Source organism: Providencia sp. wls1943 (genome assembly GCF_009706275.1).
Classification (GTDB): Bacteria; Pseudomonadota; Gammaproteobacteria; order Enterobacterales; family Enterobacteriaceae; genus Providencia; species Providencia zhijiangensis.
In genome coordinates, this window is the sequence record NZ_WLTU01000025.1 from 167443 (window position 1) to 191758 (window position 24316).

24 protein-coding genes are annotated in these 24316 nt (G+C 42.9%); 15 read left to right on the forward strand and 9 right to left on the reverse strand.

Annotation, left to right across the window (positions count from 1 at the left end):
* Positions 1-148: 148 nt before the first annotated feature.
* Positions 149-853 (forward strand): outer membrane permeability protein SanA, encoded by a 705-nt coding sequence (sanA, locus tag GKR48_RS14850; RefSeq protein WP_036949704.1) that lies wholly within the window; start codon positions 149-151, stop codon positions 851-853.
* Here the strand turns inward: sanA and yeiB are convergent.
* The gene (gene yeiB / locus GKR48_RS14855; protein ID WP_154628635.1) at positions 850-2031 is read right to left on the reverse strand and encodes a DUF418 domain-containing protein YeiB; all 1182 of its coding nucleotides are present in this window, start codon (positions 2029-2031) and stop codon (positions 850-852) included. The two genes, sanA and yeiB, sit on opposite strands and share 4 nt — an antisense overlap.
* Positions 2032-2034: 3 nt before the next feature.
* Positions 2035-2694, reverse strand: coding sequence for a GTP cyclohydrolase I FolE (gene folE, locus GKR48_RS14860; RefSeq protein WP_036949713.1), 660 nt, complete (start codon positions 2692-2694; stop codon positions 2035-2037).
* 426 nt (positions 2695-3120) lie between these two features.
* On the opposite strand from folE, the gene moeA reads away from it, so the two are divergent.
* The 3 genes from moeA (at position 3121) to GKR48_RS14875 (ending at position 5651) form a co-directional block, all read left to right on the forward strand.
* The gene (gene moeA / locus GKR48_RS14865; RefSeq protein WP_154628636.1) at positions 3121-4362 is read left to right on the forward strand and encodes a molybdopterin molybdotransferase MoeA; all 1242 of its coding nucleotides are present in this window, start codon (positions 3121-3123) and stop codon (positions 4360-4362) included.
* 4 nt (positions 4363-4366) lie between these two features.
* Positions 4367-5113 (forward strand): molybdopterin-synthase adenylyltransferase MoeB, encoded by a 747-nt coding sequence (gene moeB / locus GKR48_RS14870; protein ID WP_336431179.1) that lies wholly within the window; start codon positions 4367-4369, stop codon positions 5111-5113.
* Between the two features lie 202 nt (positions 5114-5315).
* The gene (locus tag GKR48_RS14875; RefSeq protein WP_006662278.1) at positions 5316-5651 is read left to right on the forward strand and encodes a zinc ribbon domain-containing protein YjdM; all 336 of its coding nucleotides are present in this window, start codon (positions 5316-5318) and stop codon (positions 5649-5651) included.
* A gap of 90 nt (positions 5652-5741) precedes the next feature.
* Here the strand turns inward: GKR48_RS14875 and GKR48_RS14880 are convergent, their stop codons facing one another.
* Positions 5742-7340: an ABC-F family ATPase gene (locus tag GKR48_RS14880; protein WP_272521289.1), complete on the reverse strand. Its 1599-nt coding sequence runs from the start codon at positions 7338-7340 to the stop codon at positions 5742-5744.
* A gap of 180 nt (positions 7341-7520) precedes the next feature.
* Positions 7521-8099: a TIGR00730 family Rossman fold protein gene (locus GKR48_RS14885; protein ID WP_154628637.1), complete on the reverse strand. Its 579-nt coding sequence runs from the start codon at positions 8097-8099 to the stop codon at positions 7521-7523.
* A gap of 301 nt (positions 8100-8400) precedes the next feature.
* Here GKR48_RS14885 and rhtA point away from each other — a divergent pair, with 301 nt between their 5' ends.
* Together rhtA and dps are read left to right on the forward strand one after the other, a co-directional pair.
* Positions 8401-9288, forward strand: a complete 888-nt coding sequence (gene rhtA / locus GKR48_RS14890; RefSeq protein ID WP_154628638.1) for a threonine/homoserine exporter RhtA — start codon at positions 8401-8403, stop codon at positions 9286-9288.
* Positions 9289-9581: 293 nt separating this feature from the next.
* Complete coding sequence (gene dps / locus GKR48_RS14895) at positions 9582-10085, forward strand: DNA starvation/stationary phase protection protein Dps (protein ID WP_154628639.1); 504 nt, start codon at positions 9582-9584, stop codon at positions 10083-10085.
* A gap of 66 nt (positions 10086-10151) precedes the next feature.
* Here the strand turns inward: dps and dinG are convergent, their stop codons facing one another.
* Positions 10152-12263 carry an ATP-dependent DNA helicase DinG gene (gene dinG, locus GKR48_RS14900; RefSeq protein WP_154628640.1) on the reverse strand — a complete coding sequence of 704 codons (2112 nt, stop codon included), beginning with the start codon at positions 12261-12263 and terminating at the stop codon, positions 10152-10154.
* A 240-nt stretch (positions 12264-12503) separates the two neighbouring features.
* Between dinG and GKR48_RS17775 the strand changes: the two genes are divergently transcribed.
* The 4 genes from GKR48_RS17775 to GKR48_RS18230 all read left to right on the forward strand — a co-directional run bounded on the left by GKR48_RS17775 (position 12504) and on the right by GKR48_RS18230 (position 14502).
* Positions 12504-12665, forward strand: a complete 162-nt coding sequence (locus GKR48_RS17775) for a hypothetical protein (RefSeq protein ID WP_165906914.1) — start codon at positions 12504-12506, stop codon at positions 12663-12665.
* 36 nt (positions 12666-12701) lie between these two features.
* On the forward strand, positions 12702-13541 hold the full coding sequence (gene sseA / locus GKR48_RS14905; protein WP_154628763.1) for a 3-mercaptopyruvate sulfurtransferase: 840 nt from the start codon (positions 12702-12704) through the stop codon (positions 13539-13541).
* A gap of 132 nt (positions 13542-13673) precedes the next feature.
* Positions 13674-14138, forward strand: coding sequence for a hypothetical protein (locus GKR48_RS14910; RefSeq protein ID WP_154628641.1), 465 nt, complete (start codon positions 13674-13676; stop codon positions 14136-14138).
* A gap of 10 nt (positions 14139-14148) precedes the next feature.
* Positions 14149-14502, forward strand: coding sequence for a hypothetical protein (locus GKR48_RS18230; protein ID WP_154628642.1), 354 nt, complete (start codon positions 14149-14151; stop codon positions 14500-14502).
* A 130-nt stretch (positions 14503-14632) separates the two neighbouring features.
* Here the strand turns inward: GKR48_RS18230 and GKR48_RS14920 are convergent, their stop codons facing one another.
* From GKR48_RS14920 to rhlE, 3 genes are all read right to left on the reverse strand, one after another.
* Positions 14633-14881 (reverse strand): GlsB/YeaQ/YmgE family stress response membrane protein, encoded by a 249-nt coding sequence (locus GKR48_RS14920; protein ID WP_036949742.1) that lies wholly within the window; start codon positions 14879-14881, stop codon positions 14633-14635.
* A gap of 167 nt (positions 14882-15048) precedes the next feature.
* Positions 15049-16008, reverse strand: a complete 960-nt coding sequence (dusC, locus tag GKR48_RS14925) for a tRNA dihydrouridine(16) synthase DusC (protein WP_154628643.1) — start codon at positions 16006-16008, stop codon at positions 15049-15051.
* Entirely contained in the window at positions 16008-17429 is a 1422-nt protein-coding gene (gene rhlE / locus GKR48_RS14930) for an ATP-dependent RNA helicase RhlE (protein ID WP_154628644.1), read from the reverse strand. Before rhlE ends, dusC begins: the two co-directional genes overlap by 1 nt.
* Before the next feature lie 289 nt (positions 17430-17718).
* Between rhlE and cecR the strand changes: the two genes are divergently transcribed.
* The 5 genes from cecR (at position 17719) to GKR48_RS14955 (ending at position 23492) form a co-directional block, all read left to right on the forward strand.
* On the forward strand, positions 17719-18417 hold the full coding sequence (gene cecR / locus GKR48_RS14935; RefSeq protein WP_154628645.1) for a transcriptional regulator CecR: 699 nt from the start codon (positions 17719-17721) through the stop codon (positions 18415-18417).
* 65 nt (positions 18418-18482) lie between these two features.
* Positions 18483-19475 (forward strand): secretion protein HlyD, encoded by a 993-nt coding sequence (gene hlyD / locus GKR48_RS14940; protein ID WP_154628646.1) that lies wholly within the window; start codon positions 18483-18485, stop codon positions 19473-19475.
* A gap of 8 nt (positions 19476-19483) precedes the next feature.
* Complete coding sequence (locus tag GKR48_RS14945) at positions 19484-21241, forward strand: ATP-binding cassette domain-containing protein (protein ID WP_154628647.1); 1758 nt, start codon at positions 19484-19486, stop codon at positions 21239-21241.
* Entirely contained in the window at positions 21238-22377 is a 1140-nt protein-coding gene (locus GKR48_RS14950; RefSeq protein WP_154628648.1) for an ABC transporter permease, read from the forward strand. The genes GKR48_RS14945 and GKR48_RS14950 overlap by 4 nt, the downstream gene beginning before the upstream one ends.
* 8 nt (positions 22378-22385) lie before the next feature.
* Positions 22386-23492: an ABC transporter permease gene (locus GKR48_RS14955; protein ID WP_154628649.1), complete on the forward strand. Its 1107-nt coding sequence runs from the start codon at positions 22386-22388 to the stop codon at positions 23490-23492.
* Positions 23493-23574: 82 nt separating this feature from the next.
* Here GKR48_RS14955 and GKR48_RS14960 read toward each other — a convergent pair whose 3' ends face one another.
* On the reverse strand, positions 23575-24282 hold the full coding sequence (locus GKR48_RS14960) for a Bax inhibitor-1/YccA family protein (protein ID WP_036949765.1): 708 nt from the start codon (positions 24280-24282) through the stop codon (positions 23575-23577).
* Positions 24283-24316 lie beyond the last annotated feature (34 nt).

The following is a 24316-nucleotide window of genomic DNA, read 5'->3' on the forward strand; positions in this document are numbered from 1 at the left end:
ATTGTCTTAGACAATATCGTCAACCGAAACATTATGAGCCATATTGACACGATTTTACGTTACGCGACTTGCGTCACGAAATTAAGTCAAGTAGCCTATTAATTGTTACCATTAATTATTATAGGCATTAATTATTCAAGGCGAAGACATGAGGAAACGTCTGCTTTATGGTCTATTAATACTAGCAGGGATAGCTTTCGCCACTGTTATTTTACTCGACCGCTGGATCAGTTGGGAAACCGCGCCCTATATCTATGAAGATGTAGAGCAACTGCCTGCCCGCGATGTTGGGATGGTTCTCGGCACATCGAAATATTATGCCTCCGGTGCCACTAACCTCTATTACACCTATCGAATTAAAGGTGCTGCGGATGCCTATCACAGCGGCAAAGTGAAGTATTTACTCCTGAGCGGTGACAACGGCGCGCACAATTACAATGAGCCTATCGCCATGCGTAAAGACCTCATCAAAGCGGGTGTTCCCGCTTCAAAAATTGTGCTCGACTTTGCCGGCTTTAGAACCTTAGACTCCGTGGTTCGTACGAAAAAAGTGTTCGATACCGATAACTTCACTATTATCACTCAGCGTTTTCATTGTGAAAGAGCGCTATTCATTGCTAAGCACAAAGGGATTGATGCCCAATGTTTAGCGGTACCGACGCCAGAAGGTATGTTTAAAGTGCGGATACGTGAAGTGTTTGCCCGTTTAGGTGCACTCGCCGATCTCTATATTCTCCAGCGTGAACCTAAATTTTTAGGGGAACAAGAATCCATTCCTGCTCCAATAAAAATGCCCGATGGCACAAAGGGCTACCCTGCAGTAACCCCCGATGAGCTAAACAAACTCAATTAATGTTCGGATGGTGAATGGCGATTTAAAAGATAAAACAGTTTGTCTGTCAGTCGTCGCCAACACCATTCCACAGGCCCTTGCTTAAAGAAGCTCAACCAGCAGTAAGAAAACAGTAAATTGGCACACCAAATGGGTGGAATGAACGCTAACAGTTCCACTCGGGTAAACTGATAAAAATAGCCCAAATGGTAAAAAATAGTGGTACAAATCAGTGTTTGAAGTAAGTAATTACTCAGTGCCATCCGCCCTACATTTTGCAGTGCTTTCGCGAGCACACTTCGGCTCAATGCCCCCCAAAACCCATACACTAACGCAATATAGCCCAAAGACTGAAACGGCACCGATAATTCATTAATGATATAACCAACAATCGAGGTATCAAAGTAACGCCAACCGAAAAGACTTTGAACATAGAGAGCCACGGACTGAATCCCTACCGCTGGGAGAATTAATATAATGGCTATTCGGCGATAATGCTGCTCGGTAAACTGCCCTTTTAGCCAACCATTTTTCAGTAACAGCGCCCCAAGGATCATCATTGCAACCAGTTGCCAGCCATACTGGATCACCAGCAATTCAACCATCATCGCCACTTCACCCGCGCGATATGCGATCCCCGTCATTCCGCCAATGCGATGTTGCCAAACATCAAGAAACGCTTGGTCTGCTGTGATCTGCCAAAAACTGGTATCCACTACATTACTGCCAATGGCAAATAGAATAACCAAACCAATCAAATAGATAGAAATAGCAATTTTCAATAATGTTGAAGCCGCATAGTGTGGCATCACCATTATTGCAATCAGCCCCGTCAAGGAATAGGCGAGAAGAATATCCCCATCCCAAAAACCAATTCCATGAATCAATCCAATAATCGCTAAAATAATCAGTCGGCTACGTTGCCACAATATTGCGCGATAACTTAGTAAGCCTAATGTAGCGCCAAAAAGTAGGGAGAAAATACCCAGAAACTTCCCTTGAAAGAAAAGATTAAAAAACACCCAAACCGCCGCATCAGAAGATGATACTTCAGGGGTGTAATAGGGATTAAGATAGGCCGCTTGTGGTAATGCGAATCCAAAGATATTCAGCAATAAAATACCAAGGATGGCAATGCCACGTACTGTATCAAGTTGCCCGATACGGCTTTTAGGGGCAACTGAAACGGTAGAGGTCATAAATTAGAGATGGCGAACCGCACGTAAGAATTCTTGACGTGTATTTTGGCTAGACTTGAACAGCCCACCCAATGATGTTGTGGTCGTTGCACTCGTCGCATCACGTATACCACGGGCTTTCACACAGTAGTGAACGGCATCAATAGAAACCGCGACATTCATGGTGCCTAATAACGTTTGCAGAGCCACTAAAATTTGCTGAGTTAAACGTTCTTGAACTTGTGGGCGCTGTGAAAAAAACTGCACAATACGGTTGATTTTCGATAAACCAATTACTTTGTCTTTAGGGATGTATGCCACAATCGCTTTACCGTCGATCGTCACAAAGTGATGCTCACACGTACTGGTCAGAGTAATATCACGCACAGTGACCATTTCATCCACATTCATTTTATTTTCAATTAATGTGATTTTTGGGAAGTTTGCGTAGTCAAGACCTGAAAAAATCTCATCCACATACATTTTTGCGATACGGCGCGGGGTATCCGCCAAGCTATCATCGGTTAAATCTAAGTTCAGCAACTTCATAATTTCGGTCATATGCCCTTCAATCAGCTGCTTACGATCCTCTCCGGATTTTGGCTGGATTCGTAATGGGGTTTCAAGCCCTCTTGCTTCCAAAGCAGCATGAACTAATTCGGCCTCTTTACTCAGAGATGACATAGGATCCTCCACAGATGGTATAACGCTATTTTTATAAAAATGCAGGTGTGCGCGGTACTCTAAAGCAGCAAGTGCAGATAATCCAGTAATACATCTATCAACAGCATGAAATATTTGCAGGTTATCGCGCGACTCGATCCAGAATACTCCTTGCAATTTAAATAACTATCTCATTATTTAAATGCGATTAATAACATGCTTTATTTTAGCCTTTTTGATGGATCTGTTTTAGCAAAAATCGTGTTATTCGATAACGAGTTTATTAAAACAACGCAATGCGTGACTCAAATGACACAAACTATCCACTCAAAAGCTATCAGTAATCAATTTCTATTCATTCACCCAATGCGCTATATCTGACATAATACCGCCAACAATTTATTTTAAGCCTCTAAGGCCAATAACAAGATTAAGGGGTAACGATTTATGGACCAGTGTCATACTAACGGTTTGATTTCACTAGAGCTTGCATTAGAAAAATTACTTTCAAACACCACAGTGGTCACTAGCACTGAAATCATTCCATTAACTGAGTCTGCCCAACGTATTATTGCCGAAGACCTCATATCTCCTATAAATGTCCCGCCGTTCGATAACTCCGCGATGGATGGTTATGGTTTTCGCTTTGCTGATTGGGATGGAAAAACCCCGATGCCCGTCGCTGGAAAATCATTTGCTGGCAACCCAATGGAAGGGAAATTACCCGCAGGTAGCTGCGTGCGCATCATGACGGGAGCGCCTATTCCAGAAGGCGTTGATACTGTTGTCATGCAAGAAGCAACAGAACAAACTGACCAAGGGATTATTTTTACGGAAAGTTTCAAGCAAGGAAATAATATTCGTAAAGCTGGCGAAGATATTGCCCAAGGTAGCGCGGTATTCCCAGCGGGAACCTTATTGTCCACCGCACAGCTTCCATTGATAGCGTCTCTCGGAATTGCGAATGTTACTGTCCAGCGCCGTTTGAAAGTTGCCGTGTTCTCAACTGGTGATGAGCTTCAAGCAGTAGGCGAACCTCTGGCTGAAGGTCAAATTTATGACACCAACCGTTTTGCCGTTCGCTTAATGTTAGAAAAACTCAATTGTGATGTGCTGGATTTCGGCGTGATCCCCGATTCACCCGAAAAACTCAAGCAAACCTTTATTGAAGCTAACCAATGTGCTGATTTAGTTATCAGCAGCGGCGGCGTCTCTGTCGGTGAAGCGGATTACACTAAACAAATTTTGGATGAACTGGGTGAAATTGGTTTTTGGAAATTAGCCATCAAGCCGGGTAAACCTTTTGCTTTTGGTAAACTCAGTTCAGCGTGGTTCTGTGGCTTACCGGGTAATCCTGTCTCTGCCGCACTGACTTTCTACCAGTTAGTTCAGCCATTAATTGCTCGCCTCTGTGGTCATAGCCAATGGAAAGCCCCTGTCCGCTTCAAAGTTCCTGTCACTACACCGCTGAAAAAATCACCGGGACGCCTTGATTTCCAAAGAGGAATTCTAAGCGTCGATGAACAAGGTCAGCTACAAGTGGCAACCACTGGACACCAAGGCTCACATGTTTTCAGTTCTTTTAGCCAAGCAAACTGCTTTATCGTATTAGAACGTGAGCGGGGAAAAGTAGCTTCAGGCGAAATGGTTGATGTGGAAATGTTCAATTATTTATTAAAAAGTGAGTAAGACTGTGTATGAGCTAACTGATCAGGAAATGCTGCGTTATAACCGCCAAATTATCTTACGCGGCTTCGATTTTGACGGGCAGGAAAAGCTGAAGGCTGGTAAAGTCTTGGTCGTTGGGCTTGGTGGACTTGGCTGTGCTGCGACGCAATACCTTGCTGCAGCGGGTGTTGGGCATTTAACCCTCGTAGATTTTGATACGGTTTCCCTATCAAACTTACAGCGTCAAACCCTGCACCGCGACGCCACTATCGGTGAGCCTAAAGTGGATTCAGCAAAAGCACAGCTAGCTGCCATCAATCCCCATATCCAGATTGATACGGTTAACGCACAATTGGATGATCCTGAGCTAGAGCAATTAGTTCAGCAGAATCATGTGATCTTAGATTGCACGGATAATGTTGCCATTCGTGAGCAGCTTAATCGCCTCTGCTTTAAGCACAAAATCCCTTTTGTTTCGGGTGCCGCGATTCGTATGGAAGGGCAACTTTCCGTATTTACCTACGAAGAAGGAATGCCTTGCTATCACTGCCTAAGCCGACTGTTTGGAGAAAACAGCCTGACATGTGTAGAGGCAGGCGTGATGGCGCCACTGGTGGGGACAATTGGCACATTAGAAGCGATGGAAACCATCAAATTGCTGGCGCAATACGGCAAAGTTAATGTTGGGAAAGTGCTGTTATTTGATGCGATGACGCTCGATTTCCGTCAATTTAAGCTCAATAAAGACCCCCACTGTGAGGTCTGCTCTTGAGATTATCCATGGCGAGCTGAGTCTCGCCATTTTTCTATCTCACTTTTTATCAAGATAAAATTAGGAATAATCTTAAAAATTCATTTATCTTGTCTTTGGTCTTATACTATCCCCCTTTCGGGGAACCTCGTTATCCCTACTGGTTTGAACTATGACTACATTCATCGTCACTGAGAAGTTAGTCATCACTGAGAATATAAATATGTCATTACCTCCTTGCCCAAAATGTCAGTCTGAATACACCTATACTGACAACGATATGTACATCTGCCCTGAGTGCGCACACGAATGGAATGATGCTGAGCCAGTTGCAGACATTGATGAGCTCATCGTAAAAGATGCGAATGGCAACTTATTAGCTGATGGCGATACCGTTACCGTAATCAAAGATCTTAAAGTGAAAGGTAGCTCTTCAATGCTGAAAATCGGTACCCGCGTTAAAGGTATTCGTTTAGTGGAAGGCGACCACAATATCGATTGTAAAATCGATGGCTTCGGTCAAATGAAACTGAAATCTGAGTTTGTGAAGAAAAACTAATTTTGAGGCGGTTCTGCCATTTTGAACGGCTAAATAAAAATAGCCCCGCGGGTATCACTCCGGCGGGGCTATTTTTTGATTCAAGCAAGATTAGATAACAACGCCTTGGCTTTTCAAATACTCGTCATAAGTACCTTTGAAATCAATGACTTTATCTTCTTTAATTTCAAGAATACGCGTTGCCAGTGAACTCACAAACTCACGGTCATGAGAAACGAAAATCAGCGTTCCTTGATACATTTCTAACGCTAAGTTCAACGATTCAATGGATTCCATATCTAAGTGGTTGGTCGGTTCATCCATAATCAAGATATTTGGCTGTTGCATCATCAACTTACCAAATAACATACGACCTTGCTCACCACCGGATAAGACCGACACTTTTTTCTTGATATCATCTTGAGAGAACAGTAAACGACCTAAAATACTCCGGACCGCTTGCTCGTCATCCCCTTCATTTTTCCACTGGCTCATCCAGTCAAATACATTCAGGTCAGTATCGAAGTCTTCTGCGTGGTCTTGCGCATAATAACCAATGTTATGGTTTTCAGACCATTTGACGATTCCGCTTGTCGCAGGTTGCTCACCGACTAAGGTTTTTAAGAATGTGGTTTTACCGATACCGTTAGCACCGATAACGGCCATCTTTTCACCCACTTCCATTAGCAGGTTCACATTTTTAAACAGAGGACCTTGATCATAACCGTTAGTGACCGCTTCTAATTCTAGAGCATTACGGAACAGTTTTTTCTCTTGTTCAAAACGAATGAATGGGTTTTGACGGCTAGAAGCTTTAACTTCATCCAATTGAATTTTATCAATTTGACGAGCACGAGACGTTGCTTGTTTCGATTTTGATGCGTTAGCACTGAAACGGCTGACGAACGATTGTAATTCAGCAATTTGCGCTTTCTTCTTGGCGTTATCAGATAACAGACGCTCTCTCGCTTGAGTTGCTGCGATCATGTATTCATCGTAGTTACCTGGGAATAAACGCAGCTCACCGTAGTCTAAGTCCGCCATGTGCGTACAAACGGTGTTTAAGAAGTGTCTATCATGGGAAATGATGACCATGGTGCAGTTACGGTCATTCAGCACTTGCTCTAACCAACGGATGGTATCGATATCCAAGTTGTTCGTCGGTTCATCAAGTAACAGAATATCTGGGTCTGCAAACAATGCCTGAGCCAATAGCACACGCAGTTTCCAACCCGGCGCCACTTCGCTCATTGGACCATAATGTTGCTCAACTGGAATACCGACGCCTAATAACAGCTCACCCGCACGCGCTTCCGCGCTATAGCCATCCATCTCACCGTAAGCCACCTCGAGATCCGCAACGCGATAGCCATCTTCTTCGCTCATTTCTGGCATCGCATAAATTCTGTCACGCTCTTGCTTTACATCCCAAAGCTCAGCATGTCCCATGATAACGGTATCTAGAACGGTGAACTCTTCGAATGCAAACTGGTCTTGGCGTAATTTACCTAAACGCTCGTTAGGATCCGTGGTGCTCACATTCCCTGCGGTTGGCGTTAAATCCCCACCCAGAATTTTCATAAATGTGGATTTACCCGCACCATTCGCACCGATCAGACCATAGCGGTTACCGGTACCGAATTTAACTGAGATGTTTTCAAACAGCGGCTTACTGCCAAACTGCATAGTGATATTGTTGGTTGTTAACACTGCGATGCCTTAAATTGATCTTTGTAGAGTCGCCCCGAGATTGGCTTAAGTGCCCTTATCTCGCCGACTTGAAGTCTGATAAGAATAAATAGCCGCGCATTATGCCATAATCCCGCGTTTAGATCTTGTGCTGATTTTGGCACGCAGCTATTTAGAAAAAAGGGGTAAATGGATAATTATTTATTTTTCGTAGGTTTTTACAGGTGGCGCTACATAGGTTTCAAACAGGTCTAATAAACTGGCAGGGGATGATTCCACAATCGCCATATGACGATATTTTTCATGTAAAAAGCCCTCATCCGCCATTTTATTGGTCATATCAATCAACGGCTGCCAGTAATTATTAATATTGAATAACCCGCAAGGCTTTGTATGTAAACCAATTTGGCTCCATGTGAACACTTCACTGTATTCTTCTAAAGTGCCATAACCGCCTGGCATTGCGACAAAACCGTCAGCTAATTCAATCATTTTGCTTTTACGCTGATGCATGGTGTCGACTTTGTACAATTCGGTCAGATTTTTATGAGAGATTTCACGCTCTTCAAGCAGGGATGGGATCACGCCAATAGCCTTACCACCTAAAGATAATACCATATCGGCAACCGTTCCCATCAACCCAACACTCGCCCCACCGTAGACTAAAGCGATATCACGTTTTACCAACTCTTTTGCAAACTCAATGGCTTGTTTTTGATAAATCTCGTTAACACCTAGGCTAGAACCACAATAAACCGCAACACTTTTAATTTTTTTCATGTTCTATTTTCATTCCTATTATCATTCTTGTAAGCACAAAATTATACGGTACCCACAAAGAAGCTCAACTCACATTATTTTATTTTTATTCGTTATCCAATATTAAATAATACGATGAATTCTCCACTCTAAACAAAGCAATATAATCTGCATGAATTCTATGAGATAATTCACGCCAATTTGCTGGCTTAGGGTAAATATCCCAACAAACCACCATTATTATTTAGATTTACCCATTTTATCTGTATATACAGTGTGGGTTTTATCGACGTTCCCAACGTTTTTTTGAGGTTTTTTATTCATGTCTGCCGATACTAAAAAGAGTGTTTTTCCGCTATTACCGATAGGCTTGCTATTATTGGCAATGATGTCAATCCAAAGCGGGGCCTCTTTAGCTAAAACATTGTTCCCACTTATCGGCGCACCAGGTGTTACCGGTTTACGTTTGTTGCTTGCCACGATTATTTTGTGCGTGATCTTTAAACCATGGCGTTTAAATTTCAGAAAAAGCTCACTGGGACCACTGCTTGCTTATGGTTTATCTCTCGGAACCATGAACTACCTGTTTTATTTAGCACTTGAGCGTATCCCTTTAGGGATTGCGGTCGCACTTGAGTTTACGGGCCCATTAGCCGTTGCGATGTTTTCTTCTCGCCGCCCTATCGATTTTTTATGGATTGGGCTCGTGATTGCCGGGCTCCTGTTCTTACTGCCTATCGGCAATAACATTGACTCTCTCGACCTGGTTGGTGCCGCTTATGCTTTAGGTGCAGGTGTCTGTTGGGCGATTTATATTATCTTTGGGCAACGTGCTGGTGCAGGCTATGGTGCCGCAACGGTTGCCGTGGGTTCGCTGATTTCTGCGCTGATTTTCTTCCCAATTGGATTAATGCAAACTGGAGTTGAAGCGATGTTTGACCCTGCCATTCTACCTTTAGCTTTAGGAGTTGCGATTTTATCGACCGCATTCCCGTATACGTTAGAGATGATAGCGTTAACCAAGCTACCCGCAAAAACCTTTGGTACCCTAATGAGCCTAGAACCTTGTATGGGGGCATTCTTAGGCATTGTCTTCCTGCAAGAGCATTTAACTATGACCCAGTGGTTAGCGCTGCTGTGTATTGTATGCGCGTCTATTGGTTCAACATCAACTTCGGTACCCAAATCAAAGATTGAAAAAGTATCGTAAATAATTACGTCATCTTCACTTTTATCAAAGGCTAATAGGTATTTCTATTAGCCTTTTTGCTTTTTTACTCATTTCTCTATTTCATTATCTTGTAAGGTAATATTCATTTATTTGAAATGTCACACCGATAGATTCAATTGATAAAACCTAAATAAAAAAATATCTCAAAAAAATATCATCACCTTGCCTATTAAAGTAATAGATTATTACTTTATGACATTCTTAGCTTTACACTCTATATTTATAAGCAGACAAGATAATTGAATCAATTTATATTTAAGAGAGGAAATTCTATGAATACTGCAAAATTATTTAAAACCTCTTCAACTGAACTTTTATATACCCGTAATGATATTGAAGATAGTGTTAAATTAGAAACCATCGGTATCTTAAACATGATGGTTATCCATTTCACCGATCTCTCTTTAATCACTAAACAAGCCCATTGGAACATGCGCGGACGTAACTTTATCGCGGTACATGAGATGCTAGATGGCTTTAGAGATAGTATCGTCGGGCACTTGGATGAGTTCGCTGAACGTGCGGTTCAGTTGGGTGGCGTCGCCACAGGAACATCACAACAAGTCAATAAATTCACGTCGTTAGAAGCTTATCCTTTGGATATTCATTCTGTACAAGACCATTTAAAAGCGTTGGCAGAACGATATGCCGTTGTTGCGAATGATGTTCGTAAAGCCATCGACGAAGTTGAAGATGAAAATACCGCAGATATGTTTACCGCCGCCTCTCGCGATCTGGATAAATTCCTGTGGTTATTAGAAGCCAATATTGAGTAGTGTCGTAAAACAGAGTCAATATATTGACCATGAGACCACTTCGGTGGCCTCAATTTATTTATCATCTTACTTCTCTGATGTTGGCATTTCAGGTTGTTCAATAGGGAAAATGGGTAACGAATTTAATAAACGTTTACCATAGTTTTTGGTTAATAAGCGTTTATCATAAATGATAATTTCACCATAACATTCATGACTACGAATCAAACGCCCTGCTTGCTGGATCAAATTAAATGAAGCGCTAGGTAAACTTTGTACCTCGAATGGATAACGCTTTAAGGACTTCAGCCAGTCCCCTTCAGTAATAATCACTGGGTTTGTCACAGGTGGAAATGCAATCTTGTGAATATGCACCTGGGTTAAAAATTCGCCTTTTAAATCCAACCCTTCCGCAAATGATTGTAAGCCGATTAACGCGCTTTTTTGCCCTTGTTTAATACGTTCACAGTGCGTCTCCACTAAACGGTAGCGTGGCTGATCCCCCTGCACTAAGAGTTGAAGGCGCAAATCCTTCACATGTTCAAGAAACCCGTCCATCGCTCGCTGGCTACTAAATAAGATCAATACCCCACGATGGTCACTTTCGGTAAATTGATGGCGAAAATAAGTTGCCATCTCTTTTAAATGCTCAGCTTCAGTTGCCATGGTTGGCTCATGCTGCATTTTTGGGATCACCAATTTACCCTGCTCAACATGATTAAACGGCGAGGTGAGCGTCACAAAACGGTCATCACTCTTTTCGGATAACCCCGTTAATTCCATAAAACGTGAATAGCTGTTCAAAGAGCGAAGCGTTGCCGATGTCACCACAATATGAGGCACATTTTTCCATAATAAATGTTGTAACTGCTCACTCACGCGGATCCCTGCGCAATGCATAAAAATCCGGGACTGATTTTTCTCATAACGGCGGCTAAGCCACTTCGAAACAGGTGCTCCCGAGCTTTGATCAAGTGAGGCTAAGCGCCACAATTTGGTCATATTTTCAAAATAACCCATAGCTCGGCTTGTCACTAAAATTGAACGGTGTAAACGCACAATATCTTGCTTTGCCGTTTGTTCCGTTAAGTCACTAAGAATCGCCTCTGATAGCCCACGCAATGCATCTGTGAGCTTAAATAGCTCTTGGCAACATTGCTGCATTACCTCGGGCAAGATCCCCATTGGGAACAAATATTCTGACTCTTTGGATGTTTCCGGTAATAATCCGTTCGCTAACAATGAAAAATCACGGAAACATTCTCGCAATTTTTCGGCGTGTTGCTGTAGCTTATCGGGATTAGTTAACTTAGGTGGCTTTGCAGGGCGGAACTGCGCCACATACTGCCCCACATGGTGAATAAAATTATCCACCTGCGCGGTAAGCTGAACTAGCGTAATTTCCCCCTCCACTTCTAAGGCATCTCTCGCCACATCGGGAACGTGATGCCCTTCATCAAGAACTAACAATAATTTTTTGGGATCCGGTAATACCGATTCTGTTTCCATTGCCGCCATAACTAAAGCGTGGTTAGCAACAACCACATCTGCATCTTCAATTTCACGACGGGCAATAAAAAAGGGACATCGTTGATAAAACTGACAATTACGCCCAAGACAGTTCATCTTATCGGTGCTAACTTTACGCCATAGACTATCGCTAAATGCTTTTTTATGGTGGTCACGCAAGCCATCCCAAGCAAAGCTATGAAAATCATTGCGTAATTGCTGGCATTGCGCTCTCTCTTCGCTGTTGGCAATTTCAGTTTTGTCTTCCACCAACAGCATTAAATCAATTTGTTCCCCTTCCGCAGCGCAGATAGCTTCTAAATTTCGGGGGCACACATAACGCGCTCGCCCAAATGCGCCTGTATATTTTAAGTCAGGGATAATTTTGCTCAGTAATGGCAAATCCTTACTGAATATTTGATCTTGTAGGGCAACGTTGGCGGTACTCACGACCAAGGTTTTGCCTTCTTCGCGCCCAACCGCAATGCCTGGTATCAAATAGGATAAGGTTTTTCCCACCCCAGTGGGTGCTTCAATAACTAAATGACGCCCTTCTGCATCCGACAAATTTTTCGCCACTTCAGCAATCATCTGCCGCTGAGGTGCCCGAGAGACGAATCCCTCAATTTGATTAGATAACCCCTTATACCATTGGGTGATTTGTTCTTTGATTTTATTTGACAGAGGCATAGATACGCAGAAGACCAAGTAAAAAGGAGATGATAACCAATCAAAAAAGAGGCTGGAAAGCCCCCGTTTCTCTTTTGCGAAACCCTTCGCAAAACTACTGTATTAATTTCCATTATACACAAATTCTGGAAAGCCTTTCGCAAAACACCAAATCAAGCCAAGAAAATACCCCGTAAAACTTGTTTGCTATCACCATCCAGTTATACTTTGGCATCTTCGTGTCAAATCAGGCTAATAAAAATGAAAAAAGTCGTCATCGCACTGTGCGCATTATGCGCATTGAGTTCTATTGGGGGTATTGTGCTTGCTGGGATGAATATTTACACCCGCTCCACGACACCTATAGAGCAAAATCAGGCTCAATCGCCATCGATATTACCTGCACCTAATCAGATCCAGTAATCATCCATTATTAATCAAACGGGACGGTGAGTTATGATGTACAACGATTATTTTGTAACACCAGAGTGGTTAAATTCACACCTTTCAGGCAGTAATATTATTGTGCTTGATGTCTCTACGCCACCACCTACCGCCCCTTATGATTGCTACCAAAGCTACCTTGATGAGCATATTCCCCAAGCTCAATTTTTTAATCAAGATGAAGTCGCCGATAAGAGCTGCGACTTACCTCATATGCTCCCTGACGCCGCCACATTTAGTCAAGCTGTTGGGGCAATGGGGATTAATAATCAAACCCAAGTCATTATTTACGCACAAAATAATTTATTTTCATCTCCGCGTGCATGGTGGACTTTCCGTACTTTAGGCTGTAAACAGGTTAAAATTTTAGCGGGCGGAATTAACGCATGGAAAGCAGCTGGTTTCGCAACCCAATCCGGCAAAGTCACCCCACCCGCAGCTCAAACCTTTATTGCTGATAGACAAGATGCTAATGCGCTGAATCAACAGCAAATGTTAGAGGTTGCCACTGAAGGTAAAATCCAAATTATTGATGCGCGTGCGGCTGCCCGTTTTCTGGCTCAAGCCCCTGAACCTCGTCCGGGTTTAAGGATGGGTCATATTCCAGGCAGTAAAAATGTGCCTTGGGATTTATTAGTGGATAATGGGGAATATAAATCTCCTGAACAGTTAAAAGCTATTTTTGCGCAGCAAGGTGTTGATATTACCGCACCTACAGTCACAACCTGTGGCTCCGGCATGACGGCTGCCGTAGTTTTACTGGCATTGGTATTATTAGGTAACCCACATGTGCGCCTCTATGATGGTTCATGGGCACAATGGGGGCAAGACAACGGGTTACCAATCGAACCTTAATCATTTTTTATTCCCTCATAAATACGCGCTAATTATGAGGGGATTTATTTTTTCTATTTAAATCTAATATTATAAAAATTAATCTAATTAATTACGCTTTCTATTACTCTATTTTTATGGAGCTAATAATTAATGAATACAATATGGGAACTCTGGGTAATAAATCTAGGGACGTTATCTACCTTTGTAGGTACCGCTGCAACTTTATGGGTTCTACTACAAACATCAAGATTAACGATTAAGTTTAATCGTAAGGCATCGATTTATTTTCATAAGGAGAAGTTATCTAAGCTACTTGATGATTATTATAAATATTTATCAGAAGTTCATAATAAAAATACCTTCCATGAAGAAATGCATAGAAGGAAATTACATAGTAGAATACAATCCTTACACCATTACATTCTATTTATTGACTCTAAAGATAAAAAACTAATATCCTCAATAAAACAATACAAAAGAAAAATCACAAGAATTACATCAATAAAAAATCACCATGAACTAGATATTAGCCTATGTTTTGATATGTTAGATGAAGTAAATCTTCTACTTAATTATATTGATAATATCATTGATATTTCAGCCAGAAAAATATGAGAGAAAAATAATGAACCCAACAGAACACAAAGTCATATCTAACGTATTTTTAAAAAGTTTAAAACGCCAAATAGAATGGGAGCAAACAAAAGATATCCATCCAGCTATTAATCAATCTCCAAACTTCTGTATTCTCAGCTGCTATAATACAACAAACTTAGATAACATGGCTTTTTACTTATACTCATATCGCACTCTTGAGTTTAATCATTATACTGAAACACATAACTCTGCAGTAAAATTTTCGCTCACATTAATTGAAAATAATTGCATCACTTGGAACACAGTTCATGATGATAGATTATTGACTCAGTTATTTGAAATTACGGCATTTGATAAATCATCAATACATAAATTCATGTAGCAAAGTAAGATGAAAATTAAAAAATTAAAGCCACTCATTATTTAGCGAACATCATAATAAGTGGCTTTAATAAATAGTAAATTGTGCAGTGGTAAAAAACCGACCCTTGATAATGATGCCCCTAGAAATGCTACTTAATAAACATTCCCGCAAGGAATAGCACGACAATGGCGCCGATCACGGCAACCACAAAACTACCGAAATTAAAGCCATCCACCTTGCCTTTACCAAAGAATGTGCTGATATATCCCCCGACAACCGCCCCGACAATCCCCAATACGGTCGTCATGATAAAACCCATTTGATAGGTTCCAGGCATTAACCATTTAGCTAAAACACCTGCGATTAAACCAAAGATAATCCAAGCAATAACGCCCATTTGAGGCCTCCAATATCTCTGTTGCTCTAAATTTCCTAGCACGATAACTTTGTTACACGATATAGACTCTTTAATCATTACATACGGTGATGACAGTATTTTGAATTAATCACCACCATACATTGTAATTAAAGACCTAATCTCAAATTTTGGCAAATTTCATCATGTTAAGGTGATGCGACAGAAAGCTGCTCCACATGCAGCGCAATAACATCGGCGATTTGTTCCGCAGTTTTCAACGCTCTCACTTGAGAAAATAGTTCATCCGCCTGCTGATACTCTTTACGTAAATAACTCAGCCACTGTTTAATACGAGCCGCATGGTAATGCCCTGTATCGCCCAGTTTTTCTAGCTCTGTATATTTAAAGAGGATTTTTCCAACCTGTTCCCAAGGCATCTTTGCGACATTGTGCTTGATCACACGGCTCAAATTCGGCGTATTTAAAGCACCTCGGCCGATCATAATCGAATCGCACCCAGTGATTTCCATACAGCGTTTAGCGCTTTCATAATCCCAGATTTCGCCATTGGCAATCACCGGAATCGACAGTTTCTGACGAAGCTCACCAATCGCCTGCCAGTTAATACATTCCGCTTTATAGCCATCTTCCTTTGTGCGCCCATGAACCGTTAATTCGGTCGCACCTGCTTGCTGTACAGCATCTGCAATTTCATGAGCAAATTGGCTGCTATCCCAGCCCAAACGAACTTTTACAGAAACGGGTAATTCTTTCGGTACCGCTGCTCGCATTGCTTTAGCTGCGTGATAAATAAGCTCTGGCTGCTTCAATAGCGTTGCGCCGCCACCGCTGCCATTCACTGTTTTTGATGGACAACCGCAGTTGAGATCAACACCCCAAGAGCCTAATTCAATTGCGCGGTTGGCATTTTCAGCCAACCACTCAGGATGCTGCCCTAAGAGCTGCACCCGCACTAACGTCCCCGATGGTGTACGGCTACCCTGTTGCAATTCCGGGCATAACCGATAAAACGTTTTTGCCGGCAACAAGGTATCGACAACTCGCACAAACTCAGTAATGCACAAGTCGTAGTCGTTCACCTCACTCAATAATCGGCGAACCAGAGAATCGAGTACCCCTTCCATCGGGGCGAGTAGTACACGCATTAGCTATCACTACGCCCTTGTCTAACGCGTTTTTGTGCATTTTTCCACGGTGAACCTGAAGTCGATTCAGATTGACCTTTCTCGGAGTTCGCATTTTGACGACGAGGACGGCTCGGACCTTTATTGCTATTATTGCCTGAATGATTGCTGCGCTCACCGCGGCTATCCTCAGAGCTACGGCGATTATCCGAACCACGACGGTTATCAGAACCACGGCGGCTATCAGAACCACGACGATCATTACGCTGAGAAGGCTTTTGGATCGGCTCAGCTTTGATTGATGGGTCTGGCTCGTAGCCTTCGATCTCCATCTGTGGGATGGATTTCTTCAATAATTTCTCGATATCTTTAAGTAGTTTCGCTTCATCGATACACACTAAAGACACCGCCATACCCGTGGCTTCTGCGCGGCCAGTACGACCAATACGATGAACGTAATCTTCTGCCACATTCGGTAGCTCAAAGTTAACTACGTAAGGCAATTGTTCGATATCTAAGCCTCGAGCCGCGATATCTGTTGCAACTAAAACGCGGATATCCCCAGATTTAAAATCAGCTAAAGCACGGGTACGCGCACCTTGGCTCTTATTGCCATGAATTGCCGCTGCTTTTATGCCATCTTTATTTAAATGCTCAGCTAAGCGGTTAGCGCCATGCTTAGTGCGTGTAAATACTAGCACTTGCTGCCAGTTTTCACGGCCAATCATAAACGACAGTAATTCGGCTTTACGTTTTTTATCCACTAAATGAACATATTGCGTCACTTGCTCAGAAGCTGAGTTACGTGGAGCCACTTCAATGGAAACCGGATTGTTCAATAACTTACTCGCCAACTGTTTGATCTCATCGGAGAACGTCGCTGAGAACAGAAGATTTTGGCGCTTTTTAGGTAATTTCGTGATCACACGGCGAATATCGTGAATAAAGCCCATATCTAACATACGGTCAGCTTCATCCAAGACGAAAACTTCAACCTGCGATAAATCCACCGCGTTTTGATGTTCCAAGTCCAGTAAACGACCTGGTGTTGCGATCAACACATCCACACCGCCGCGCAGTTTCATCATCTGCGGGTTAATACTGACACCACCAAACACAACAAATGAACGAATTCTCAAATGACGGCTATATTCTTTTACATTTTCAGCCACTTGAGCCGCAAGTTCACGGGTCGGGGTTAAAATCAATGCGCGAATAGGGCGACGGTTATTACCGCGTGGATTGTCCACCAGCTTTTGCAAAATAGGTAAAGTAAAACCAGCCGTTTTACCCGTACCTGTTTGAGCACTGGCTAATAGGTCTTTGCCCGCTAAAACAGCAGGAATAGCTTGTTGTTGAATCGGCGTAGGGCTTTCATAGCCTAATTCATTAATGGCACGCAAGATTTCCTCGTTTAACGCGAGGTCAGAAAAACTAGTCAAATTAATTACTCCGGGCTCCACCGCTTCAATTTACTGGGCAGCTCTAGGGGGGAAGATTCGATATTCAATAGAAGAAAAGCGCAAACTGCCATGCGACACGCAAAAATTCTACCATCATTTGACCGTGATAAATATATTAATTTAGATTGATGAATAAACTAATACAAAATCTGCTTTATATAGTATATATACGTACACAAAACTAAAGATACATCCGTTTTCATCCTGCACAATGAATAAATGCCAGCTAAGAGCATGCTAAAAATTATTTAATTCTGAATCGAAAGGAATGTTTATGAACACAAATCCATCGCCAACATTACGCGGAGAGAGCGCCAAACTCCAACTTCTTCTCGCCGCTGCCGATGTTTATGGAGAACAAGGCATCGACGGGGCTACCACCCGCCAAATTGCCCAAGCCTCAGGGCAAAACATCGCAGCCATTTCTTATTATTTTGGATCTAAAGAAGGGTTATATCTCGCCGTTGCTCAGCAAATTGCTAACAATATCAAAGAGAGTTTTGCTGAGAGTATCACTCAAATAGATAACTTTATTAATCAGCCTGCAGAGTTACAAAATTCTGAAGAAGCGCTCGAATTATTCAAAGAAACCATTATTTCGTACAATTTTTTTCAACTTAAAAAAGAAAACTTAAGCTTTTCACGCATTCTAGCTCGCGAACAACTGAACCCAACTGAAGCATACGGATTGATCCACGAACAAGCGTTAGGTCCTATTCACTCACGGCTTAATCGCTTAATTTCCATCTATATTGGCGCGGATCCCAATAATCTAGCGACCTTGATCCACACGCATGCCATTTTGGGTGAAACCCTCTCTTTCCGTATTGCGCGAGAAACATTACTCAGGCAAACAGGTTGGAAACACATCAACGAAAACGAATTTAAAATTATTAATCAGGTTCTTATTGAGCATATCGACATTTTATTATTGGGGTTACGTCATCGCCAACTAGCAGAAAAGTGATATGATATATGGATAAAATTAAATCATAATCCTGAGTAATGCTTTATCCGTCACTAAGGTTAGCTATGAACACAAAACGCCATGCACTGGTTATTTTACTGATTATCATGCTGATTGCCGCCATTGCAGGGGTCTACTATTATCAGTCACTTAAAGATAAAACATTCGCCTTATACGGGAATGTGGATGTGCGCACCGTTAACCTTAGTTTTCGAGTCAATGGTAAACTTGCCTCTTTAGATGTTGATGAAGGGGCGAAAGTCACTGCGGGACAACGACTCGGAAAATTGGATGATGCACCTTACATCAACGCATTAAATAAAGCCAAAGGGCTGCGTGATAGCGCCAAAGCCCAGTTAGCTCTCAAAGAGAAGGGCTACCGAACACAAGAAATTGCGCAAGTCGAATCAGAAGTGGCTCAGCGCCAAGCCGCTTGGCAATATGCAGATAACTTTTATAAACGTCAGCAAGGCTTAGCTGACCAAAAACTGATTTCCGCCAATGATTTAGATAATGCCAAAAACAATCGAAATCAAACGCTTGCTGCATTAAAAGCTTCCCAAGATAAACTCAACCAATATCAGAGCGGATTTCGCCAAGAAGAGATAGCAGCAGCCCGAGGAGAATGGCTACAAGCGGAAGCCGCCGTTGCTCAAGCGGAGCTTGACCTCTCAGACACACAGCTTATCGCCCCATCTGACGGTACAATCCTGACTCGAGCCATCGAACCTGGCACCATCATTGGTGCGGGCAATACCGTTTTTAGTGTGACATTAACTCACCCTGTTTGGGTGCGAGCCTATGTGAGTGAAGCACATTTAGGTGATGCGGTTCCTGGCAGTAAAGTCTTACTCTTTACGGATAGCCAGCCCAATACCCCTTATCATGGCACGATTGGTTTTGTCTCCCCCACTGCCGAATTTACCCCTAAAAGTGTACAAACACCGGATTTACGCACCGACTTAGTCTATCGATTACGAATTATTGTCGATGATCCTAATGATAAGCTGCGTCAAGGAATGCCCGTCACTGTTCAGTTTGCGGCACCTCAGCAATAGGGCGCATTATGGCTCAGCAAGATACTCACTCATTAAATAGCGTTATTTCGTTAAACAGCGTCGAAAAACGCTTTATTGGACTGGATAACCCTGCGGTTGAAAGCCTAACTACCGAAATTCACGGCGGCTCCGTGACGGGGTTAGTCGGTCCCGATGGTGCAGGGAAAACAACGCTGATACGTATGCTGGCTGGGCTACTCAAACCAGATTCAGGGCAAATCCGCTTAATGGGATTAGACCCAATTAAAGACAGTATCGAAGTGCGGGCAAACCTCGGTTATATGCCGCAAAAATTCGGTCTATATGAAGATTTAACGGTTCAAGAAAACCTTGATTTATATGCCGATCTGCGCGGCGTTATTGGTGAAGAGCGCCAACAAACCTATAAACAATTACTCGCATTTACTAGCCTAGCCCCCTTTACCGCTCGCCTTGCTGGTAAGCTTTCTGGGGGAATGAAACAGAAATTGGGGCTCGCCTGCACCCTATTAGGCAAACCGAAAGTTTTACTGCTGGATGAGCCAGGTGTCGGCGTGGATCCTATTGCCAGACGAGAACTGTGGCAAATGGTGCACACCCTTGCTGACGATGGCATGTTGATCCTCTGGAGTACCTCGTATCTGGATGAAGCTGAGCAGTGCAAAGAGGTGCTGCTACTCAATGAAGGCAAGTTACTGTACAGCGGAAAACCCGAGCAGCTCACCCAAAAGATGGCTGGACGCTCATTTTTACTCGATGTTCCCGCAACGCAAAAACGTACCATTCTGCAAAATGCCTTAGTGTTACCTGAAACCACTGATGGCGTGATCCAAGGTCGCTATATTCGCTTAATTTTAAAGCCTCACGCATCCCAAGAGAACTTACTTAATGCCTTAAATATGGGAGATCAAACGCTGATTGAAGCCCAGCCGCGCTTTGAAGATGCGTTTATTGACCTTTTAGGTGGTGGGCCATCCCATCGTTCTGAACTCGCCTCTATCGTGCCACAAATTCCCCCCGCCCCCAATGAAACCGTCATTGAAGCCCGCAATCTGACCAAAAAATTTGGGGATTTTGCTGCGACGGATACCGTCAACTTTCAAGTAAAACGGGGTGAAATTTTTGGATTATTAGGGCCTAACGGTGCAGGCAAATCCACGACATTTAAAATGATGTGTGGATTAATGAAACCCACGGATGGGCAAGCTCTGGTGCTTGGTATGGATTTAAAAACCAGTTCAAACAAAGCCCGCCAGCACCTTGGGTATATGGCGCAAAAATTTTCCCTCTATGGCAACCTCAAAGTTGGGCAAAACTTAAAATTTTTCTCCGGCGTATACGGTTTGCATCATAAACAGCAAGCTACCAAAATGCAGGAGATGATTAACGCGTTTAATTTTACGCCCATTATCAGCCAGATTACTGACTCACTCCCGCTGGGTTATAAGCAGCGCCTTGCCCTCGCCTGCTCACTGATGCATGAACCGGATATCCTGTTTTTGGATGAACCCACTTCAGGGGTTGACCCACTAACTCGGCGAGAATTTTGGCTACACATTAATGGCATGGTAGACAAGGGGGTCACCGTTATGGTTACCACCCACTTTATGGATGAAGCTGAATATTGCGATCGTATTGGGTTGGTTTACCACGGAAAAATTATTGCTGCAGGCACTCCAGATGAGCTAAAAAAACAGGTCGCCAGCACAGAAAATCCAAACCCATCGATGGAAGATGCCTTTATTGAATTGATTTTCAACTACGATAAACAGCGGGAGGCACAATGAAGATAACCGCCTCAGGTTTTTCATGGCGCAGGCTTAAAGCCCTCTGCTGGAAAGAAAGTAAGCAAATCATTCGCGACCCCAGCAGCGCCTTAATTGCCATTGTTATTCCTCTGATGCTGCTGTTTATTTTCGGTTATGGGATCAATCTGGACTCCAGTAAATTACGAGTCGGTATCCTAATGGATCAACAAAGCCAACCAGCTCGTGAATTGGTTGATACGTTTACTGGCTCCCCTTTTATTGATGCCACCATTAGCGATAACCGCAATCTATTGATTAATAAAATGCAAGCGGGAGAAATTCGCGGCATTGTGGTGATCCCCGTCAATTTTGCTGAGCAACTTTCTCGCCCTGATGGACATGCGGCAATCCAAGTGATCACCGATGGAAGCGAACCCAATACCGCCAATTTTGTGCAAGCCTACACCAAAGGAGTTTGGCATACATGGCTTATCCAACAAGGTGAAAACCGAGGTTATCCCACCGACCCGCTTATCGAACTTAATATGCGCTATTGGTTTAACGAAGCGGCACTCAGCCAACATTTTATTATTCCAGGCGCCATTAGCATCATTATGACCGTTGTGGGCGCGATTTTGACCTCGCTGGTGATAGCCCGAGAATGGGAACGAGGCACCATGGAAGCTCTGCTTTCCACCCAAATCACTCGTACTGAATTACTGCTTTCCAAATTATTGCCCTATCAAATTCTTGGGTCGTTCGTCATGGTGCTCTGTATGTTGGTGACGACATTAGTGCTCGATATTCCTTATCGAGGCTCTTTATTGATTTTATTTGTGATAACCAGCCTCTATTTAGCAACAGCGTTAGGGATGGGATTACTGATTTCAACCATTACCCGCAATCAGTTCAATGCGGCGATGGTGGCGCTGAATGCAGCCTTTTTGCCAGCGATTATGCTTTCAGGGTTTATTTTTGAAATTGATAGCATGCCTGTATTTATTCAAGTGGTGACTTACTTCATTCCCGCTCGCTACTTTGTAAGCAGCTTGCAGACCTTATTTTTGGCGGGAGATATCTATCTGGTATTACTCACCGATTTCTTATTGCTGATTGCCTCAGCGATATTATTTATTGGCTTAACGGCGCTGAAGACGCGTCGTCGTTTGGATTGAGGTGAAATATGTTTTATCGTCTTTACACCTTAATTATGAAAGAGTTGCAATCACTATTGCAGGAAAAACAGACGCGAATTATTTTGATCATGCCCGTCATTTTCCAAATGATCCTCTTCCCACTGGCGGCGACTTTAGAAGTCACTAACACCACCATTGCCATTTTTGACCAAGATAATGGGGAGCATTCCATTGAACTCACCCAACGCTTAGCGAAAGCCAGCGCATTTTCCCATGTGCTGTTACTGAAAAATGAACCTGAGATTCGAGAGACATTAGATAACCGTAAAGCCTTGTTAGTCGTCCGCTTTAATCAAAATTTCAGTGCCGATATCGCTAGCCATCATACGGCGAATATGATGTTGCTGCTGGATGGGCGAAACTCGAATAGCTCCCAAATAGCGGCTAACTACATCGAACAAATTGTCATGCAGTATCAGCAGGAACTCACACAAACCCAAGTACTGCCCAATAATAGTGAGTTGATTGTCCGCAACTGGTACAACCCAAACTTGGACTATAAATGGTTTATTGTGCCGTCATTAGTGGCATTGATTACGACGATTGGGGTACTTATCGTAACGTCGTTGTCTATTGCAAGGGAACGTGAGCAAGGAACACTCGACCAACTGTTAGTTTCGCCACTCACCACATGGCAAATCTTTATTGGTAAAGCGATTCCTGCCTTAGTGGTCGCCACCGCACAAGCTACATTGGTGCTAGTGATTGGGATTTTTTGCTACAAAATTCCGTTTGCGGGTTCACTATTACTGTTCTATGGCACGATGATTTTTTATGGTTTATCACTCGTGGGATTTGGTTTGCTTATCTCCGCATTGTGCTCAACCCAGCAGCAAGCGTTTATTGGTGTGTTCGTGTTTATGATGCCCGCGGTGTTGCTATCCGGTTATATCTCCCCCGTCGAGAATATGCCTGTTTGGCTACAGGATATTACGTGGGTTAACCCCATCCGCCACTTCACCGATATCACTAAGCAAATTTACCTCAAAGATGCTGATTTTTCCGTGGTGTTTCACAGCCTATGGCCTCTTCTGATTATCTTCCTGATAACCAGCTCTCTGGCCTATTACTTATTTCGCAAAAAGATAGCCTAGCAATCAGATTGATATCATAAAAAAACCCCGCAACCATTAACTGATTGCGGGGTTTCATATATTCAATCTGCTTGGTTAGCAATTAACGGCGATCACCGAAAATACGCAGTAACATCAGGAACAGGTTGATGAAGTCTAAGTACAGAGATAACGCGCCCATAATGGAGTATTTACGCATATTTTCTCTGTCATCTTGGTTGATTTGCTCACCCATTTCTTTGAGTTTTTGAGTGTCATAGGCGGTTAATGCAGCAAACAGTAACACACCACCGTAAGTAATCACCCAGTACATCATGGAGCTTTGCAACCAGATGTTAACCAAAGAAGCCACAACCAGACCAATCAGTGCCATAAACAGGAAGTTACCCATTCCTGTTAAGCTACGCTTAGTGGTGTAGCCGTAGAAGCTTAACGCACCAAACATAACTGCGGTAATGATGAACGTCCCAACAACAGACTCACCCGTATAAACCGCTAAAATAACGGAGATAGTTAAACCAGTCAGTAATGCGTATAGCATAAACATCCCAGTTGCAATCGCGCCGCTCATTTTAGGCAGTAAGAAAGACAGGCCCATCACTAAACCGAGTTCAGCGATGATCATTCCAAAGAACAGAACTTTGTTCGTTGCGATAGTGAAAAACAGACCGCTGCTTAAGGAGTACCAAGCAACAAAAGCTGTCAGTAATAACCCAACGGTCATCCAACCGTAGACTTGCGACATAAATGCCTGAACACCAGTACTGGCATTCTGGACAAGAGAATCATTACGTTGATCAAATTGACCCATGATGGTTACCCTTCCATTTTAAGAAAAATCGACC